The sequence below is a fragment of the Neobacillus phoenicis genome (assembly GCF_047302305.1).
In the GTDB taxonomy this organism is placed as follows: Bacteria; Bacillota; Bacilli; order Bacillales; family Cytobacillaceae; genus Neobacillus.
This window is the reverse complement of record NZ_CP154847.1, coordinates 3,600,333-3,618,413: the sequence shown is the minus strand read 5'-3', so window position 1 is coordinate 3,618,413 and position 18,081 is coordinate 3,600,333. Positions and strand designations below refer to the sequence as shown.

The window sequence follows — 18,081 nt, the reverse complement described above, 5'->3', positions numbered from 1 at the left end:
GGAAAATAGTCACTTATTTTAATATCTGTGGTGCATGAAAAAAGATGGAATGGTATATTCTAATGAAGCATTGTTTGACGTCTATCTTTGATTTAGTCGATGAAGGACAAAATTCGAATGGAATACAAAGATATTGTCTTTCATACAGTTGATGAAGGACAAAATTCGAATGGAATACAAAGATATTGTCTTTCATACGGTTGATGAAGGACAAAATTCGAATGGAATACAAAGATATTGTCTTTCATACGGTCGATGAAGGACAAAATTCGAATGGAATACAAAGATTTTGTCTTTCATACAGTTGATGAAGGACAAAATTCGAATGGAATACAAAGATTTTGTCTTTCATACAGTTGATGAAGGACAAAATTTAATTTGAATACAAAGATTTTGTCTATCATACGGTTGATGAAGGACAAAATTCGAATGGAATACAAAGATTTTGTCTTTCATACAGTTGATGAAGGACAAAATTCGAATGGAATACAAAGATATTGTCTTTCATACGGTTGATGAATGACAAAAATTAATTTGAATACAAAGATTTTGTCTATCATACGGTCGATGAAGGACAAAATTCGAATGGAATACAAAGATATTGTCTTTCATACGGTTGATGAAGGACAAAATTTAATTTGAATACAAAGATTTTGTCTATCATACGGTTGATGAAACACAAAATAGTTTAAATGAAACCGCTTCAAAAACATTAATAAAGTGTTCACATGTATCATCCTAAAATTGAGGTACAATGAATACGTAAATTAGTTTGTGAGATTATTCACGTAACTAAAATAAGAGCTTGGTAAACAAAAAAGAGGCGAAGACATTATGGCACATCTATCAATAAGCGCATTACTCATTCGTTTCCTTTTGGGCGGATTAGCAGTAGTCGCTTGTACGTTGGTGGCAAAAAAGTTAGGAGAAAAAGCAGGAGGGATTTTTGCTGCATTTCCTGCAGTGTATCTAGCAGCATTATTAACAATAGGACTTGATTTTCATGGTGGGCAGCTAATTTCTCATTCCATTATGTTATCAAAAGGGGCCATCTTTGGTATGGCAATAAACATCATCGTTGCACTTTTAGCAGGATATCTTCTTCCGAAAGTAGGCTGGAAGCGCGGGATCGTGCAATCCATGGCCTTCTGGTTTACGATCTCTATAGTTGTTGTGATTATTACATCCCATTAAACGGACGAAAAAAGGTGACCAACATGAATAAAAAGGACTTATTCATTCGATTTCTTCTAGGCGGGACTGCAGTCTCACTTAGTTATTTAATAACAGTGGTTTCTCCCTGGAAAATCCTTGCTGGAATTTTTGCAGCATTCCCCGCAGTCATGCTGACAGCGATGATAATGGTGGGTATAGCTTCCGGTACAAAGAAAGCAACAAATATTGCAAGAGGATCTGTATATGGAATGATGGGCGGGATTATTTGCGTGATTACAGTCCTCCTTACCTTGCAATCCACTAGTAATTGGCTTTTAAGTATTACCATAGGATTGCTATCATGGCTAACAAGCTCCATTGCAATATCCACATTAAGAGAGCGTTTGGCGATAAAAAAAGCGGTACGACATATATAAATTTGGAAAAATCCTTTAGCGGTATTCAAGCTGAAGGTTTTTTTTAACTAGATTCATCACTTTTGACTTGTATTATCTGAAATTTCGGAATAAAATAAAATTAACATACCAACCGGTAGGTATGTATTTAGAATACCTATCATATACTTTTTAAGAAGATTAACTAGAATACAAGAATAGAATGGAGTGAAGGAAATGCATTTACGTTTGACCGATGAGCAAAAAATGGTGCAGAAAACAATTAGAAGATTTGTTGAAAAAGAACTCATTCCACTTGAAAACGACGTATTAAGAAACGAACGAGAAGGCAAGCCAAGCCTCCCGCCAGGAAAATTAAAAGAGCTTCAATTAAAAGCAAAGGAAGCAGGCTTCTGGGGTATTAACACACCTGAAGAATACGGTGGTGCTGACCTTGGACAAATGATGATGGCCATCGTGTTAATGGAAGTATCAAAAACATTTGTCCCATTCCAATTTGGTGGCTCTGCAGATAATATTCTTTACTATGGAAATGAAGAACAAAAACAAAAATATTTAATTCCAACCATTAATGGCGAGAAAAAATCCTGCTTTGCCATGACCGAACCTGGTGCAGGCTCTGATACGCAAAATATCAAAATGACAGCGGTCAAGGATGGAAATGAATGGGTATTGAATGGGGAGAAAACATTTATCACAGGTGGTAATGAAGCCGACTTCGTCATGGTTATTGCCATTACAGATAAAGAAAGGCATCAAGAAACACGCGGCCGAGAAGGTGTGACCTGCTTTATTGCCGACCGGGATATGGGCTGGAAATCAGAGTATATACATACGATGGGAGAATGGGGTCCAGCCGGCTTAGTATTTGATAATGTCCGTGTTCCTGAGGAAAACATCCTGGGTGAATTACACAAAGGCTATAATCTGGGACTTGAATGGATTGGTTTTGCCAGATGGATTGTTGGTGCAAGAGCAGTTGGATCGGCAGAACGTTTATTGCAAATGGCAATTGATTATTCGAAAGAACGAATTACCTTTGGTAAACCGATTGCAGAAAGACAAGCCATCCAATGGCAAATCGCGGATTCAGCCGTTGAAATTGAAGCGGCAAGATGGTTAGTATTAAACGCTGCATTTACACTTGACGAAGGTGAAGACAACCGTCACCTTGCATCCATGGCAAAACTTTACGGTTCGAATATGGGGAATCGAGTGGTTGACCGAGTCCTACAAATTCATGGTGGGATGGGCTACACAAGAGAATTGCCAATTGAGCGCTGGTACCGTGAAGCACGCCTTTGGAGAATATACGATGGTACAGACGAAATTCAGCGCATGATTATCGCACGTAACCTTATCAAGGGGCACGTAAAGGTTGGTCAATACGTTTAAAATGTAAGCGATAACTAAATAGAAAAGCAGGAGGAATAGAAATGGCTGGTAGATTTGATGGGAAAGTGGCATTTGTAACAGGCGGAAGCCGTGGAATCGGAAAAGGGATTGTTGAGCTTTTTGCAGAAGAAGGCGCAAAAGTAGCCTTTATCGACCTAAATGAAGAAGCATTAAGTCAAACAACTAGTGAATTAAAAGAAAAAGGGTACGAAGTATACTCTAAAGTGGCAAACGTTGCCGATGCCGAGCAGGTAGAAAGTGCGGTAAAAGAGGTGTATGAAACTTTCGGATCGGTTGATGTTCTAGTAAATAATGCCGGAGTCATCCGTGACAACCTATTATTTAAAATGACAGATTCTGATTGGCAAACAGTTATGGATGTCCATTTAAAAGGCTCATTTAATGCGGCACGTGCCGTACAAAAATATATGGTGGAACAAAAATACGGACGTATCATCAATATTTCGTCCACTTCTGCCCTTGGTAATCGAGGTCAAGCCAACTATGCTGCTGCAAAAGCAGGCTTACAGGGCTTTACGAAGACACTGGCGATTGAGTTGGGGAAATACGGCATTACGGCAAACTCTGTAGCGCCAGGCTTTATTGAAACAGAAATGACGAAAGAAACAGCTGCAAGAATTGGAATTCCATTTGAGCATTTAATTCAGGCAAGCGTTGCTAATATTCCAGTTGGACGAAGCGGAAAGCCAGCGGATATTGCTAATGCGGTAGCCTTCTTTGCAGACGAAAAATCTTCCTTTGTTAATGGACAGGTAATCTATGTGGCCGGCGGACCAAAATGCTAATAATGTGAGGTGAGGATGAATTGTTTAAAGATCAAATAGGTAAACAATCGAACAAGGTGAAAAATACCGTTGAAAGAGGAGCCGTCAAGAAATTTGCAGAAGCTATTGGCGACCTTCATCCTATTTATGTTGATGAAGACACAGGAAGATTGTCTCGATATAAAAACAATATTGCCCCTCCAACCTATCCTAGGGTATTTGATTATGGGGTCATTGAGGGCTTGAACCTGCCAAACAAAGGGTTAATTCATGGTGAACAAACGTTTCATTACGTACGCCCATTATTGGTGGGAGAAGACGTTTATTGCTATTCCAAGGTGAAAAACTACTTTGAGAAAAAAGGGAATTTTGGTGAAATGGGCTTCCTTGTCCTCGAAAGCTTTGGTGAGGACGAGGCAGGGAATGTCATTTTTAGTTCAACTTCAACAGTTGTCATATCTGAAGCTGTGAGGAAGGTGTTGGTAAAGTGAGTACACTAGCACAATTACAAGTGGGAGAGTCGATTAATGAGGTTCAACTTGCCCCTGTTTCAAGGATGGATCTTATTAAATATTCAGGTGCTTCAGGGGATTTTAACCCGATTCACACCATTGATGAGGAAGCCCAAAAAGCGGGGCTGCCAGGAATCATTGCACATGGGATGTGGACTATGGGAAATTTGGCAAAGCTCTTTACCTCTTATTATGAAGAAGGCTTTGTTAAGGATTACTCCATCCGATTTAAAGGCATGGTGTTTATAAATGATGTTGTTACGCTAAAAGCAACATTAAAAGAAAAACAGGAAAACACCCTCCGTTTCCAGGTTCAAGCAGTGAACCAGCAAGGGAATGAAGTGTTAAAGGGCGAGGTAGTTTATCACCAATACGAAGCGGTTTGAGAAAAATAGGATTAGAAAAAGTACCCGGCATGGAGGAGGTTTCTCGCCTTCCTGCTGGGTATATTTCTATCAAATATCAGGGAGCATGAATGAATATGGGTAAAGGGTGATGAAATGACAACCAAAATGAAAGTGAACTATCAGCCGCCAGTTTTTTCGACAGTAGAGGAAGAAAGGCTCCATTTAAAACAAAAATTAGCCGCCGCCTTTCGGTTGTTTTCTAAATTTGGCTTTGATGAAGGGGTTGCAGGACATATTACTGCACGTGACCCAGAGCGGAAAGATCATTTTTGGGTGAATCCCTTTGGCATGCATTTTAGTCAAATCTGTGCCTCCGATTTAATTCTCTGTAACCATGAAGGTGTAGTGGTGGAAGGACATTATCCTGTAAACCGGGCCGCCTTTGCGATCCATTCTCAAGTCCATGCTGCACGGCCTGATGTTATTGCTGCGGCCCATGCACATTCTGTTTACGGGAAATCCTGGTCTTCCCTGGGGCGTCTCCTTGACCCAATCACACAAGATGCTTGTGCTTTCTATCGTGATCATTCCTTGTATGATGACTTTACCGGTGTGGTTCTAGAAATCGAAGAAGGAAGACGGATTGGAAAAGCCCTTGGAAACAATAAGGCATGTATTTTAAGAAACCATGGGTTGCTGACGGTTGGAGGGTCAGTTGATGAAGCCGCATGGTGGTTTATTACGATGGAACGTTCCTGTCAGGCGCAGCTTCTTGCAGAGTCAGCAGGAAAGCCTGTTGTCATTGATGATGAAGACGCAAAAGCCACATATGAAACAGTAGGCGTACCTACTGCTGGCTGGTTCCAATTTCAGCCATTATGGAATCGAATCGTGAAAGAACAGCCGGATCTTTTAGATTAATAACCTGATCTGAAAAGAGGCCACATCCTCTTTTCAGATGTATACATACGGATTTGGGAGGCTTGGCCATGAAAATAGGTATAGCAGGTACCGGTGCAGTAGGAGGCTATTTCGGTGCCCTTTTAAAAAAAGCGGGAAACGGAGTGATTTTTTTAGCACGAGGAAAGAATTTGGAAAGAATGCAAGCAGAAGGATTAACGGTTGAGAGTGAAGTAGAACGTTTCACTGTTGATGGAGATTTTACAGACAGGTATGAGTCGTTTGTCGATATTGACCTCGTGCTATTGTGTGTTAAATCAACCGATACCATTGAGGTTGCGGATAAATTCCGTCCCCTGTTAAAAGCATCCTGCTTGATTATGACGCTCCAAAACGGAGTGGATAATGAAGAAATTCTAAGCGGAATCTTTGGTAAAGAACGTATTTTATCTGCAGCTACGTATATTCAAGCAATGGTGACAGATTCGGGTGTGGTGAAACAAATTGGAGTTCCTCCACAGTTAGTTATTGGCGCTTTAGACAGTCATTCAGCGGAAAAGGCAAAGGAAATTTCCACTCTGTTTAATGCTGCCAATATCATAACCTATCCATCCAGCAATATCTTACACATTAAGTGGAAAAAGCTACTATGGAATGTCACTTTTAACCCATTAACTGCCTTAATGGAGGTAAGGGTTGGTGCAATTTACGACGATGAAGGTCTATATCAAACAGCACTAACCATCTGTAAAGAGGCAATCGCTGTCGCCAATGCCGCTGGAATGGAAATCGAAGAAGACTTTTACGAAACGATTTTCGCCCAAGGGAACCTTGCGAAAGAACATCAACCCTCCATGCTCCAGGATAAATTGAAAGGTAAAGCTTTGGAGGTAGAATCCATCAGCGGATACATCGTAAAAAAAGGAAGAGAAGTAAAGGTGGATACCCCTGTTTTGGAAACCATCTATCATCTCTTAAGTTATCAAACTAAAAACAGATTCTAATAGCGAGGTGAAATTACTTGGAGGTACAACAAGATCGTCCCTGGATGGACTATTACCCCGAGACCACGGACCTTTCTTTTGAGATTCCGGAATGTAACCTATATACATTGTTAGAAAAGACGGTAGAAGAATATGGTCAACAAATCGCCATTATCTATGAAGAAGAAAAGATCACATACAACCAATTGAAGAACCAAGTAGACCGACTTGCAAACGCTTGGAAACAGCTCGGAATTCAAAAAGGGGAACGACTGGGGTTAATGGTCTCTAACCAGCCTTCCTATGTGATTTCCTATTATGCAGCATTAAAACTTGGAATGATTGTCGTTCAAATTAATCCGCATTATACCCCACGAGAATTACTAGAAATTTTCCATGACTCAGAGGTAGCTTATTTAGTTTCAGAGCCTAAAAACCTTGAAAAAGTAAGGTACCTACAAACATCCCATTCCTTTAAATATATTTTTGTAACAGAAAGAACCCTAGAATCAGATTACTTTTCATGTATTTTCGATTTAATCCTTCGTGCCCAACCATTACAAGAAACATGTTCCATCACTGCTAAGGAAGATATTGCTGTTTTTCAATACACCGGTGGTACAACGGGGAAAAAGAAAGGGGCCATGCTTACCCATTTTAATTTAATCGCCAATGTCATTCAAAGTAAGGCTCTCTACGGCGAGCGAATGTTTGTTGGTGAAGAGACCATTCTTACAGCGACACCGCTTTATCATGTGTACGGGATGACAAGTGGAATGAACCTTGGTATTTATATCGGTGCCGTAAATGTGATAGTGAATAAATTTGAGATTAAAAAGGTTCTTGAAGTAATTCAAGCGCAGAGACCGACTTTTTTTCCGGGTGTACCCAAAATGTATAATGCCTTTGTTCATTATCCTGAAATAGACCGTTATGATTTAACCTGTTTTAAAATGTGCTCAAGCGGTTCTGCACCACTCCCGGTTGAAATTATCAAGAAATTTGAAGGGTTGACGGGTGTTTCAATCGGTGAAGGTTATGGGCTCTCAGAAACTTCTCCCACTACTCATAGAAACCCGCCAGAAGGGTTGACCAAAATAGGGAGTATCGGAATTCCTGTGCCAAAAACAGATTGTCGAATTGTAGATGACAACGGCGAGGACCTACCAGAGAAAAGTATTGGAGAATTATTAATTAAGGGTCCACAGGTGATGCTTGGCTACTGGAATAAGCCGGAAGAAACCAATCAGGCTCTTCGCGATGGTTGGCTCTATACTGGTGATCTCGCAACGATGGACGAAGACGGTTATTTTTATATCGTTGGCAGGAAAAAAGAAATGATCATTGTCGGCGGCTTTAATGTGTACCCTCAAGAAGTCGAAGGGATTCTTTATGAACATCCGGATGTACTCGATGCTGCAGTCATAGGCATTCCTGATAGAGAATCCGGTGAACTTGTAAAAGCGTATATTGTTCCAAAAGCAGGAGCAAGCATTAGTATACGAGAGGTACAGGATTACTGCTATCAAAATCTAACCCGATACAAGGTACCAAAACAGTTTGAAATCATTGATTCACTGCCGCGAAATGCAGTGGGAAAAGTGTTGAAGCGTCTCCTTATAGAAGAGGCAAAGAATCGAGTGTAAAAACAATTAGTGGAGGTGTTAGAGATGAATTTTGAACTAGATGAAGACATTCTTTTCTTGAAAAAGAACGTCAGGGATTTTATACAGACAGAAGTAGAAGCAGTTGCCATGCAAATTGAAGAGGAGAACCATATTCCTGATCGAATAATCCAGCTGTCAAAGGAAATGGGGCTCTTTGGTCTAAGCATTCCTGAAGAGTACGGCGGTCTTGGAATCGGGATGGTAGGAAAATGCGCTCTGTACGAGGAAATTGGTCAGACACATAATGGATATACGACCTTAATTGGAGCCCATACCGGTATCGGATCAGTAGGGATTGTAGAAATGGGCAACGAAGAGCAAAAGAGAAGGTATTTACCAGATATGGCGAGCGGGGATAAAATAGGCGCATTTGCTTTAACAGAGCCTGCCGCCGGTTCTAATGCCGCCAATTTAAAAACAACGGCTGTAAGAAAAGGGAATTCCTACATTCTTAACGGACTAAAGCATTATATTACTAATGCAACTGAAGCGAGCGTTTTTACAGTTATGGCGGTAACCGACCCGGAAAAAGGAGCGAAAGGAATTACCTCGTTTATTGTAGAAAAGAATTTTCCAGGGTTTCAGGTCGGTGCGGTTGAGAAAAAAATGGGCTTACGTGGATCACATTCAGCGGAATTAATTTTTGAAGATTGTGAGGTTCCGGTGGAAAACGTGCTCGGTGTAGAGGGTCAAGGCTACGTGAATGCGTTGAAAATTTTAGCAAACGGCCGTGCGGGCTTGGCCTCTCGTAATCTCGGTTCCTGTCAAAAGCTTTTGGACATGTCAACAAGATATGCTAAAGAACGGATTCAATTTGGAAAGCCGATTATCTCAAACCAGGCCGTGAGCCATATGCTGGCGGAGATGGCGGTTGAAATAGAAGCGCTCAGATCGTTTACTTACCGGGTAGCCTGGATGGTTGACCAGGGGATGAAGGTTATTAAAGAGGCGGCCATGCTAAAGCTTTATGGCTCAGAGGTTTACAACCGGGTAGCAGATAAAGCAGTACAAATCCACGGTGGCCTTGGTTATATTGCGGATTACCCAGTGGAACGCTTCTATCGTGATGCAAGGATTACAAGAATCTATGAAGGAACTTCAGAGATTCAGAAAAATATCATTGCTGCTCAGTTAGAAAAAGAGTACAGCTAAACTCATAATCTAGGAGGATATTCATGAATGATATAGTGATCCTAAGTGCCGTGCGCACACCTGTCGGCAGGTATGGCGGTGCATTAAAAAGTTTGAATTCGGGAACCCTTGCTTCCATTGTCGTTAAAGAGGCGGTTAAAAGGGCAGGAATTAGAGCCGATCAAGTCGATGAAGTCATTTTAGGTGAAGTCCGTCAATCCACTGAATCCTCTAATGTGGCTAGAGTCGCTGCATTACGGGCAGGAGTTCCTGAAACCGCACCAGCCTTTACCATTAACCGTTTATGTGCATCGGGGCTTCAGGCTATTGCATCTGGTGCACAGCAAATCTCTAGCGGTCAAGCTAAAATCGTTGTGGCCGGTGGAACTGAAAGCATGAGTAATGCCCCTCTTTATCTAAGAAACTCTCGATTCGGCGGTGATAACGCAAAACTAATCGATTCGAATACGGAAGCAGGACAGCAGCCTCATGAAATCTATGGAGGTCAGCTAGGGATGGGGATCACAGCTGAGAATGTAGCTGAGAGATTTTCGATTTCACGGGAGGAGCAGGATGCTTTTTCATATGAGAGTCAATTACGGGCAGCCGCAGCTATTAAAAATAAACGGTTTGAGGATGAAATCGTCCCTGTTGAAGTAAAAGGAAAAAAGAGTTCGATTACTTTTTCGATAGATGAACATCCAAGACCGGAAACTACTATTGAAACATTAAGAAAGCTTAAACCTGTGTTTAAAGAAAATGGCACGGTCACGGCTGGTAATGCCTGCGGGCGGAATGATGGGGCAGCTGCCTTGGTGTTAACGTCTCGTAGTCATGCAGAAGGACTGGGATTGAAGCCAGTGGCTAGAATTGTGGATTGGTCAGTGGTCGGAGTCTCCCCCGAGGTCATGGGAATTGGGCCGGTGCCAGCTGTGAAAAAGCTATTGGAGCGAACAGGGTTTACACTTGCTGATATTGATTTATTTGAGCTAAATGAAGCCTTTGCCTCGCAAGCATTAGCTGTGATTCGGGAATTAAATCTTAATGAGGATAAGGTAAATGTGAACGGTGGTGCGATTGCTCTTGGACATCCGCTTGGAGCTACGGGTGCAAAAATCATAACTACTTTAATTTATGAACTCTCCCGACAACAGAAAAAAAGAGGCATTGCTACTTTATGTGTTGGCGGAGGTCAGGGAATGGCCATGATGGTAGAGATGACTACTTAAAGGAGAAAGACGAATGAAAATGCCCGAAACTACATCAACATTTTTCGACTATATGGGTTTTAGTGGTGAATGGTCGGATACCTTTCAGTTAGAAATCGACATGCAGCCGCATTTACTTCAGGATGACGGAACCGTTCATCCTGGGGTTTTCTCCACCATGCTTGATATTATAATGGGAGCAAACATCTCTATAGAGACCCAGTCATTTGCTGCTACCATTAACCTAAATCTATCATTCTTTGATCTTTTACCAAAAGAAAAATATCGTGCAGAAACAACAGTTTTGAACCAAGACGGAAAATATGTCACGGCGGAAGGGACCATTTACGATCAAAATCATTCGCTTATTGCCAAGGGCATTGGAACGTTCAAAACGAGTCCAATTATACAAGAATAGTAAGTAGGTGGAGGCACTTGTCAGTTTTGAATAATGAGCTGCTTAAATATGTGGAAGACAATCCGTTTAATAAACATATTGGTTTTGAACTGATCAATGATCAGGAAGATGAAATACTGCTTAAGCTATGGCTGAAAGAAGAGCTGCTAAATACGAATAAAACTGTTCACGGAGGAGTACACGCCTCTATGCTAGATACTGTGAATTCAATCGTTCTCCAGACTATTTACCAAACCCCGGTAGCGGCTATGAATTTGGATGTACATTATTTTTCACCAGCTAATTCTGGTCATCTCTTAGCAAAAGCTAACATCCTTCAACAGGGTTATAAACTGGCGACTATAGAAGCGGAAATAGTAGACGAATATCAACAATTGATAGCAAAAGGAACCGGCATCTATCGGATTATTAGAAAAGCATAGGGTTCAGAAGACTTTTCTACTATACCAATGAGGAATTTGTCGAAAGACTGGATGTTGAATATTCTAAAAATTTCTAATATTATAAGATTAATAACATACCAACTAGTTAGTATGTTTAGCATAATATAAACCAGGCTTTTGGGATAAACGAACTTTATGAATAGACGATACCAATTTTATTGATAGAAATAGGAGGAAATAGAATGCACGTAAAAGATCTATTTGATCTCAAAGGAAAAGTAGCCATTGTTACAGGTGGCGGTAGAGGATTAGGGCAGCAAATTGCCGAAGGATTTGCGGAAGCAGGTGCAAATGTAGTGGTCTGTTCCAGAAGACTGGAGGCCTGTGAAGAAGTGAGTGAAGGGCTGAAGAAGCTAGGGGTGGAGAGCTTTGCATTACAATGTGATGTCACAAATCCTGAAGATGTCAAACAGGTCGTTGAGAAGACGGTAGAAAAATTTGGACGGATTGATATTCTCGTCAACAACAGTGGCGCTTCTTGGGGAGCACCAGTCGAGGAAATGCCACTTGAGGCGTGGAATAAGGTAATGAATGTGAATGTAACAGGCACCTTCTTAATGAGTCAGGCTGCTGGAAAAGTGATGCTTGAGCAGAAATCAGGAAAAATTATTAATATCGCTTCAGTTGCGGGATTAAAAGGTAGTAACCCTAAATATATGAATGCTATTGGCTATAACGCAAGTAAAGGTGCGGTTATTACGTTTACGAAGGATTTGGCTGTGAAATGGGGACCACAGGGAATCTACGTGAACGCGATTGCTCCAGGATTTTTCCCGACAAAAATGTCCAAAGGTTTACTAGACCATGGGGGCGAAGCGATTCTCGAAGGCACGCCATTAAGAAAATTCGGTTCAAATACTGACCTTAAAGGAGTGGCGTTATTTTTAGCATCGCCTGCCTCTGATTTTGTAACCGGTGACATTATTGTAGTTGATGGCGGAGCACATGCCATGTAGGAGAAGGTTTGTTAATTTAAATTTATTTACAATGAACCCTAAAGATCTGATTCGCTGATAAATTCCTAGATTCGCTGATAAAAGCTAAAAATTCGCTGATAAATTTCTAGATTCGCTGATAAAAGCCAAAAATCCGCTGATAAATTATTTTTTATTGGATTTGGTAAATTGAAAACACATTTTAGGGGGGATATACACAATGAAAAGAGATGCAGTGATTGTTTCAGCCGTACGTACGGCGATTGGTAGACAAGGGGGTGCACTTGCAGGTGTTCCAGCCCATGTCTTAGGTGCAGAGGTCATTAAAGAAGCAGTAAAACGAGCAAAGATTCAGCCCGAAATGATTGATGATGTGATTTTCGGCAATGTGCTTTCAGGTGGAGGAAATATTGCTAGATTAACAGCTTTACAGACAGGATTATCTCTAGATTTACCCGGGTTAACAGTGGACCGGCAGTGCGGATCGGGAATTAACGCAATCAATCTTGCCGCTCAGGCGATTCGGGCCGGGGATGGAGATGTGTATATTGCCGGTGGGACGGAAAGTATGAGCCGGGCTCCTTATTTGATGGATCGTCCAGAAAAACCATACAGTCCTATGCCGCCAAGCTTCCGGAAGTCTCAACTGTCTCCAAAGGAAATCGGCGACCCGCCAATGGGGATTACTGCTGAAAATCTAGTTGAAAAATACCAAATTTCGCGGGAGGAACAGGATCATTTTGCCCTCCAAAGTCAACAGCGGATGGCAGTTGCGATGGAGGAAGGACGGTTTGATGAACAAATTGTGCCAATCTCCATTCCAGTTAAAAAGGGTGAACCTGTTGTATTTAATACAGATGAGCACCCAAGACCACAAACGACTTATGAGGCATTGGCGAAGCTGCAACCTGCTTTTCTAAAGGGTGGAACGGTCACTGCTGGAAACAGTTCAGGATTAAATGATGCTGCATCGGCCCTTGTCATTATGTCAAGAGAAAAGGCAGAAGAATTAAATCTCACTCCGCTTGCGGTTGTTCGTCACTATGCTGTAGCAGGTGTTGATCCAAATATTATGGGTATTGGACCAGTTCCTGCCGTTAGAAAGGTAATGGAGAAGTCCGGTCTATCCATTGAAGATATGGACTTAATTGAAATTAATGAAGCGTTTGCCTCACAGGTGCTTGCTTGTAACCGCGAGCTTGGTATGGATCTTGAAAAGGTAAATGTGAATGGTGGAGCTATTGCCCATGGACATCCACTAGGTGCTACAGGTGCCATCCTCGTCACAAAGGCAGTCTATGAACTAAGTCGGTCAGAGGGACGATACGCCCTCATTACCGCCTGTATCGGCGGAGGCCAGGGAATCGCCACCATTATTGAACGCGAATAATTCCGCGGTGAGGTTGATTCAATAGGAAGGGAGTCAACCTCACCACAGGGTTATTGCCGAAAGGAAATATCCAATGAAGCGAAAATTAATGGAGACTGGGATCCAGTTATTTGATCAAAATGGATTTAAATCCACGTCTGTACAGGATATTGTTCAATCGCTGGGAGTGACGAAGGGAACCTTTTACTATTATTTTAACAGTAAGGAAGAGCTGCTAAAGGATATCCACTTGACCTATATCGAGGAATTGGTAAAAAAGCAGGAAACAATCATCAATAACACTTACTCTGATTGTACAAAAAAGCTTTATGAGATTGTCTTTATGTTAATCAGCAGTATTAAGACGGAACGACCGAGCGCCCGTATTTTTTCAAGGGAAATGCGGCATTTAAGTGAAAAATATATTGAGGAAATTAGAGAAAAGCGAACGCTTTTTCGGAAAAATACACAAAGATTGATTGAAGAAGGAATCAATCTAGGAAAATTTAAATCAAGTCTTCGCGCTGATATCTTAACGATGGGGATTCTTGGGATAACGAATTGGAGTTTTTATTGGTTTAATCCAAACGGAGAAGTCCCAGAGGAGAAAGTCGTAGAGATTTATGTCGATATGATCCTTAATGGAATTGCAAAAAATGACAGCGTTTACAATCAAATTTAATTTTTTATTTAATTAGGAGGATATGCAATGCTTACTCTTCATTACGAATACTGGCCAAAAATCTCTAAATCATTGAAAGTTCCTGCAACCTCTCTCTATGAAAATCTACGAGTCAGTGCTGCACGTTATCCTGACCAGGATGCGATTTTCTATTATGGAAACAAGCTATCCTATCAAAAGCTGGATGAGGAAGTGAATGCCCTTGCCGGATACCTGCAACATAAGCTTGGGGTGAAAACGGGTGAAAAAGTATTGCTTTTTATGCAAAATTCACCGCAATTTGTGATTGGGTATTATGCGATTTTAAGAGCAAATGCCGTGGTTGTTCCGATCAATCCGATGTTAGTTGCCGATGAATTAGAATTTTACGTGCGTGACTGTGAAATCAAGACAGTTCTAGCAGGTCAGGAATTATATGACCGAGTTCGTCCATTATTAGGTACGACTACCCTTGAGAACTTGCTGCTTGCAGCCTATTCAGATTATGCAGGGACAGGATTTGAAGCGATGTTACCAAAAGAGGTAGAAGCTCCAAGTGTTCCTTTTTCAGAGCCGGGTCACTATCTGTGGAAGGCTGCCATCCAAGCGAATATATCTCCATCTGAACATACGGCAAAAGGAGATGACCTAGCAGTACTGCCCTATACCTCTGGAACAACGGGACTGCCAAAAGGCTGTATGCACACAAATCGAACGGTAAACGCTAATACAGTTGGCGCTTATCATTGGTCAAATACTACACCAAACGCAGTGCATTTAATGTCCCTTCCGCTTTTCCATGTAACAGGAATGGTGCACAGCATGCATATGCCAATTTACAGCGGAAGTACAATGGTCATTCTGACAAGATGGAATCGAGATGCAGCCGTCGAAATGATTAAAAGTCTTCAATGTACTCATTGGGTAACGATTGCCACCATGATTGTGGATTTCTTAGCCAATCCAAAGTTGAAGGCAGAGGATATCGCCTCTTTAACCTCTATTTCTGGTGGGGGAGCTGCACTACCTGAAGCGGTAGGCGAAAAGCTATTTAACTTATCGGGTTTACGGTTTGTCGAGGGCTACGGCTTATCTGAGACAATTGCTCAAACGCATTTTAATCCTGCGGAGCGTCCAAAGATGCAATGTCTTGGAATTCCATCCTTTGATGTCGATGCAAAAATTATTGAGCCAGCGACAGGAAAAGAGCTAGGTGTTGGGGAAGTAGGGGAAATTATCGTCAATGGTCCGCAGGTAATGGTTGGATACTATAACCGCGACGATGAGAATAGAAGTGCTTTTATTGAAATAGACGGGAAATCGTATTTTAGGACAGGTGATATCGGCCGCTACGATGAGGAAGGCTATTTCTTCATGGTAGATCGCGTGAAACGGATGATTAACGCTTCCGGTTATAAGGTATGGCCAACAGAGGTGGAATCGTATCTGTATAAACACCCAGCCATTCAGCAGGCATGTGTGGTGGGCGTCCCAGATCCAAGAAGAGGGGAGACGGTGAAAGCATTCGTTATTTTAAACGAAGGCTTTGAAGGAAAAGTGAGTGAAGAGGAAATCATTGAGTGGTCCAAACAGCATATGGCAGCCTATAAATACCCAAGACTCATAGAATTCCGCAAACAGTTCCCGATGACCTCAAGTGGAAAAATCTTATGGCGTACGCTTCAGGAAGAGGAGAAGGAGAAAGTCGCAAATAAAGTCCAGTAAACTTGGTTCAAAATGGGGAGCATTCCGAACGGAACGCTCCCCGGCACGCCCGCGGAAAGCGAAGCAGCTGGAGCGGAAATCACCAGGCAAGTTCAATAATTGCTAAGCAAATACAAAAAGTATAAGGGGGAAGCTATGGAGATTCTTATTCAGCAGCTGTTTAATGGCTTAACCATTGGAAGCGTTTACGCCCTTGTTGCCTTAGGATTAACGCTCGTTTATGGTATCCTGCACATTCCAAATTTTGCGCATGGAGCATTATACATGATGGGCGGATACATAACCTTAACGATGATGACCAAGTTTGGGCTTCATTATTGGGTCGCCATATTCGTTTCTATTCTTGTTGTCGGTCTGCTAGGTGTCATGATGGAACGGTTTGTCTTTCACCCGCTTAGAGAAGCACCGCCTATTCACGACAAAATTGCTGCCATTGGAATTCTCTTATTCTTAGAAGCTTTCGCCCAATTTTATTGGGGGGCAGAATATCAAAGTATGCCAACTCCGTACGGGCAGGTCGTTCAACTATTTGGATTGACGTTTACGATGCAGCGAATCCTGATTGTTGTTGCCGCCATTGTCGTCATGATCCTTCTCTATCTTTTCTTGAAAAAAACCTTCACCGGGGCAACCATCATTGCTATGTCACAAAATCGGGAAGGCGCCAATCTGGTTGGTATAAACACAAACAAGGTGGCCATGTTAACCTTTATGATTTCTGGCGGGCTTGCTGCCATTGCATCCTCACTATCAGCACCTATTAATCTAGTGTTTCCAGGAATGGGACAGCTAGTTATTCTTAAAGCCTTTGTTATCATAATCCTCGGTGGTATGGGAAGTATCCCGGGAGCCATTGTCGGTGGATATATTTTAGGCTTTAGTGAAAGCTTAGGCGCAACCTACATTTCAAACGACTACAAAGACATCATCGCTTTCGTCCTTCTTGTCATCATCTTAACTGTTAAACCAACTGGCTTGTTTTCTAAGGGGGGACATTAATGGGAAAGGTATTCAATCAAAGAAATGTGATCATTGTTTTAATCCTATTTGCTGTTGGGTTCCCTTTAGTATCTAATAACAATTACTTCATCCACATCATGACACTTTCATTTATTTGGATGATTGGTGTCTACGGATTGAATTTACTAGCAGGTTATACGGGTTATCTTTCGCTGGCCCATGCTGGTTTCTTTGGGATAGGAGCCTATTCCTTAGGAATCTTAACCGTAAAAGCAGGGATGAATTTCTGGGGGGCATTCTTTCTATCCCTGGTAATCACTAGTGTACTAGGTTTCCTCGTTGGTTTAATCGCCCTACGGACGAAAGAACACTTCTTTGCGATTTATACTCTATGTCTGGGATACATTATCTATCTCGTTATTGATAAATGGGACAGCTTAACAGAAGGTGTCCGCGGGTTAATTGGAATTCCTGCACCTGCAGGAATTGGTCCTATTACCTTTGAAACTGAGATTTCACACTATTATTTAGTGTTGTTCTTCTTGCTTCTCGTGGTTCTTGTCATGTACCGAATTATTCACTCCCTGTCAGGTAGGACCTATATTGCGATTCGAAACAGTGAAGATTTAGCACAAACCATTGGAATATCCACCATGAAAAATAAACTAACAGTCTTTGTATTGTCTACGCTTTTTGCCGGATTATCCGGAGCCCTATATGCATCATTTGTACGTTTTATTGGTCCAGATATTGGCTCAATCACCATCACCTTTGACCTATTAACCTATTTGCTTGTAGGCGGAATTGGTACGCTAAGCGGTCCTCTGGTCGGCACCTTGCTTATTGTTTGGTTGTCACAGCAACTCCAAGATTTCCAGCAGTACCGGATGCTTATTTTCGGCCCTGTCTTAACCCTACTGGTCATTTTCTATCCACGCGGAATTGTGGGAGCGGTCTCCAGTGGAATGGCTAAAAGGAGGGCGAAAAAAGAACTGCTGCAGCTTACTAGTACAACCCGCGCTAGCGGTAAGCCTTTTATCGAGCGTGAAAAGCAAGTAGAGGAGGTATAGG

Annotated in this window: 19 protein-coding genes; all 19 read left to right on the top strand. The window is 41.7% G+C overall.

The genetic code is table 11. The features are described 5' to 3' along the window. Window positions 1-834: 834 nt before the first annotated feature. The 19 genes from AA0X95_RS18740 to AA0X95_RS18650 all read left to right on the top strand — a co-directional run bounded on the left by AA0X95_RS18740 (window position 835) and on the right by AA0X95_RS18650 (window position 18,080). Window positions 835-1,194, top strand: coding sequence for a DUF3147 family protein (locus tag AA0X95_RS18740; protein WP_413300491.1), 360 nt, complete (start codon window positions 835-837; stop codon window positions 1,192-1,194). Between the two features lie 23 nt (window positions 1,195-1,217). Further along, entirely contained in the window at window positions 1,218-1,592 is a 375-nt protein-coding gene (locus AA0X95_RS18735) for a DUF3147 family protein (RefSeq protein ID WP_413300489.1), read from the top strand. Between the two features lie 195 nt (window positions 1,593-1,787). Beyond that, on the top strand, window positions 1,788-2,966 hold the full coding sequence (locus AA0X95_RS18730) for an acyl-CoA dehydrogenase family protein (protein ID WP_413300487.1): 1,179 nt from the start codon (window positions 1,788-1,790) through the stop codon (window positions 2,964-2,966). A 41-nt stretch (window positions 2,967-3,007) separates the two neighbouring features. Further along, on the top strand, window positions 3,008-3,772 hold the full coding sequence (gene fabG / locus AA0X95_RS18725; RefSeq protein WP_413300485.1) for a 3-oxoacyl-ACP reductase FabG: 765 nt from the start codon (window positions 3,008-3,010) through the stop codon (window positions 3,770-3,772). Between the two features lie 20 nt (window positions 3,773-3,792). Further along, window positions 3,793-4,242, top strand: coding sequence for a MaoC family dehydratase N-terminal domain-containing protein (locus AA0X95_RS18720; RefSeq protein ID WP_413300483.1), 450 nt, complete (start codon window positions 3,793-3,795; stop codon window positions 4,240-4,242). Then, window positions 4,239-4,649: a MaoC/PaaZ C-terminal domain-containing protein gene (locus AA0X95_RS18715; RefSeq protein WP_413300481.1), complete on the top strand. Its 411-nt coding sequence runs from the start codon at window positions 4,239-4,241 to the stop codon at window positions 4,647-4,649. Before AA0X95_RS18720 ends, AA0X95_RS18715 begins: the two co-directional genes overlap by 4 nt. A gap of 114 nt (window positions 4,650-4,763) precedes the next feature. Then, entirely contained in the window at window positions 4,764-5,531 is a 768-nt protein-coding gene (locus AA0X95_RS18710; protein ID WP_413300479.1) for a class II aldolase/adducin family protein, read from the top strand. A gap of 68 nt (window positions 5,532-5,599) precedes the next feature. Then, entirely contained in the window at window positions 5,600-6,514 is a 915-nt protein-coding gene (locus AA0X95_RS18705; RefSeq protein WP_413300477.1) for a ketopantoate reductase family protein, read from the top strand. 17 nt (window positions 6,515-6,531) lie between these two features. Continuing rightward, window positions 6,532-8,139 (top strand): long-chain-fatty-acid--CoA ligase, encoded by a 1,608-nt coding sequence (locus tag AA0X95_RS18700; protein WP_413300475.1) that lies wholly within the window; start codon window positions 6,532-6,534, stop codon window positions 8,137-8,139. 24 nt (window positions 8,140-8,163) lie between these two features. Beyond that, the gene (locus tag AA0X95_RS18695) at window positions 8,164-9,312 is read left to right on the top strand and encodes an acyl-CoA dehydrogenase family protein (RefSeq protein WP_413300473.1); all 1,149 of its coding nucleotides are present in this window, start codon (window positions 8,164-8,166) and stop codon (window positions 9,310-9,312) included. A 23-nt stretch (window positions 9,313-9,335) separates the two neighbouring features. Then, the gene (locus AA0X95_RS18690; protein ID WP_413300471.1) at window positions 9,336-10,520 is read left to right on the top strand and encodes a thiolase family protein; all 1,185 of its coding nucleotides are present in this window, start codon (window positions 9,336-9,338) and stop codon (window positions 10,518-10,520) included. A gap of 13 nt (window positions 10,521-10,533) precedes the next feature. Then, entirely contained in the window at window positions 10,534-10,917 is a 384-nt protein-coding gene (locus tag AA0X95_RS18685; RefSeq protein ID WP_413300469.1) for a PaaI family thioesterase, read from the top strand. Between the two features lie 17 nt (window positions 10,918-10,934). Further along, window positions 10,935-11,339 carry a PaaI family thioesterase gene (locus tag AA0X95_RS18680; protein WP_413300467.1) on the top strand — a complete coding sequence of 135 codons (405 nt, stop codon included), beginning with the start codon at window positions 10,935-10,937 and terminating at the stop codon, window positions 11,337-11,339. A 203-nt stretch (window positions 11,340-11,542) separates the two neighbouring features. Then, a complete protein-coding gene (locus tag AA0X95_RS18675) occupies window positions 11,543-12,316 on the top strand; it encodes an SDR family oxidoreductase (RefSeq protein WP_413300465.1) in 774 nt (257 codons plus the stop codon). Between the two features lie 199 nt (window positions 12,317-12,515). Beyond that, window positions 12,516-13,685, top strand: coding sequence for a thiolase family protein (locus tag AA0X95_RS18670; protein WP_413300462.1), 1,170 nt, complete (start codon window positions 12,516-12,518; stop codon window positions 13,683-13,685). Window positions 13,686-13,758: 73 nt separating this feature from the next. Continuing rightward, a complete protein-coding gene (locus AA0X95_RS18665; protein WP_413300460.1) occupies window positions 13,759-14,346 on the top strand; it encodes a TetR/AcrR family transcriptional regulator in 588 nt (195 codons plus the stop codon). Between the two features lie 27 nt (window positions 14,347-14,373). Next, a complete protein-coding gene (locus AA0X95_RS18660; protein ID WP_413300458.1) occupies window positions 14,374-16,050 on the top strand; it encodes a long-chain fatty acid--CoA ligase in 1,677 nt (558 codons plus the stop codon). A 135-nt stretch (window positions 16,051-16,185) separates the two neighbouring features. After that, window positions 16,186-17,049 (top strand): branched-chain amino acid ABC transporter permease, encoded by an 864-nt coding sequence (locus tag AA0X95_RS18655; protein WP_308079737.1) that lies wholly within the window; start codon window positions 16,186-16,188, stop codon window positions 17,047-17,049. Then, window positions 17,049-18,080 carry a branched-chain amino acid ABC transporter permease gene (locus AA0X95_RS18650; protein WP_413300455.1) on the top strand — a complete coding sequence of 344 codons (1,032 nt, stop codon included), beginning with the start codon at window positions 17,049-17,051 and terminating at the stop codon, window positions 18,078-18,080. The genes AA0X95_RS18655 and AA0X95_RS18650 overlap by 1 nt, the downstream gene beginning before the upstream one ends. The last annotated feature ends 1 nt before the right edge of the window (window position 18,081 follow it).

What these genes read in the sequence shown, in the direction of transcription:
- AA0X95_RS18740 (WP_413300491.1), top strand. Translation starts at nt 835, where the DNA reads ATGGCACATCTATCAATAAGCGCATTACTCATTCGTTTCCTTTTGGGC.
- AA0X95_RS18735 (WP_413300489.1), top strand. Translation starts at nt 1,218, where the DNA reads ATGAATAAAAAGGACTTATTCATTCGATTTCTTCTAGGCGGGACTGCA.
- AA0X95_RS18730 (WP_413300487.1), top strand. Translation starts at nt 1,788, where the DNA reads ATGCATTTACGTTTGACCGATGAGCAAAAAATGGTGCAGAAAACAATT.
- fabG (WP_413300485.1), top strand. Translation starts at nt 3,008, where the DNA reads ATGGCTGGTAGATTTGATGGGAAAGTGGCATTTGTAACAGGCGGAAGC.
- AA0X95_RS18710 (WP_413300479.1), top strand. Translation starts at nt 4,764, where the DNA reads ATGACAACCAAAATGAAAGTGAACTATCAGCCGCCAGTTTTTTCGACA.
- AA0X95_RS18705 (WP_413300477.1), top strand. Translation starts at nt 5,600, where the DNA reads ATGAAAATAGGTATAGCAGGTACCGGTGCAGTAGGAGGCTATTTCGGT.
- AA0X95_RS18695 (WP_413300473.1), top strand. Translation starts at nt 8,164, where the DNA reads ATGAATTTTGAACTAGATGAAGACATTCTTTTCTTGAAAAAGAACGTC.
- AA0X95_RS18690 (WP_413300471.1), top strand. Translation starts at nt 9,336, where the DNA reads ATGAATGATATAGTGATCCTAAGTGCCGTGCGCACACCTGTCGGCAGG.
- AA0X95_RS18685 (WP_413300469.1), top strand. Translation starts at nt 10,534, where the DNA reads ATGAAAATGCCCGAAACTACATCAACATTTTTCGACTATATGGGTTTT.
- AA0X95_RS18675 (WP_413300465.1), top strand. Translation starts at nt 11,543, where the DNA reads ATGCACGTAAAAGATCTATTTGATCTCAAAGGAAAAGTAGCCATTGTT.
- AA0X95_RS18670 (WP_413300462.1), top strand. Translation starts at nt 12,516, where the DNA reads ATGAAAAGAGATGCAGTGATTGTTTCAGCCGTACGTACGGCGATTGGT.
- AA0X95_RS18665 (WP_413300460.1), top strand. Translation starts at nt 13,759, where the DNA reads ATGAAGCGAAAATTAATGGAGACTGGGATCCAGTTATTTGATCAAAAT.
- AA0X95_RS18660 (WP_413300458.1), top strand. Translation starts at nt 14,374, where the DNA reads ATGCTTACTCTTCATTACGAATACTGGCCAAAAATCTCTAAATCATTG.
- AA0X95_RS18655 (WP_308079737.1), top strand. Translation starts at nt 16,186, where the DNA reads ATGGAGATTCTTATTCAGCAGCTGTTTAATGGCTTAACCATTGGAAGC.
- AA0X95_RS18650 (WP_413300455.1), top strand. Translation starts at nt 17,049, where the DNA reads ATGGGAAAGGTATTCAATCAAAGAAATGTGATCATTGTTTTAATCCTA.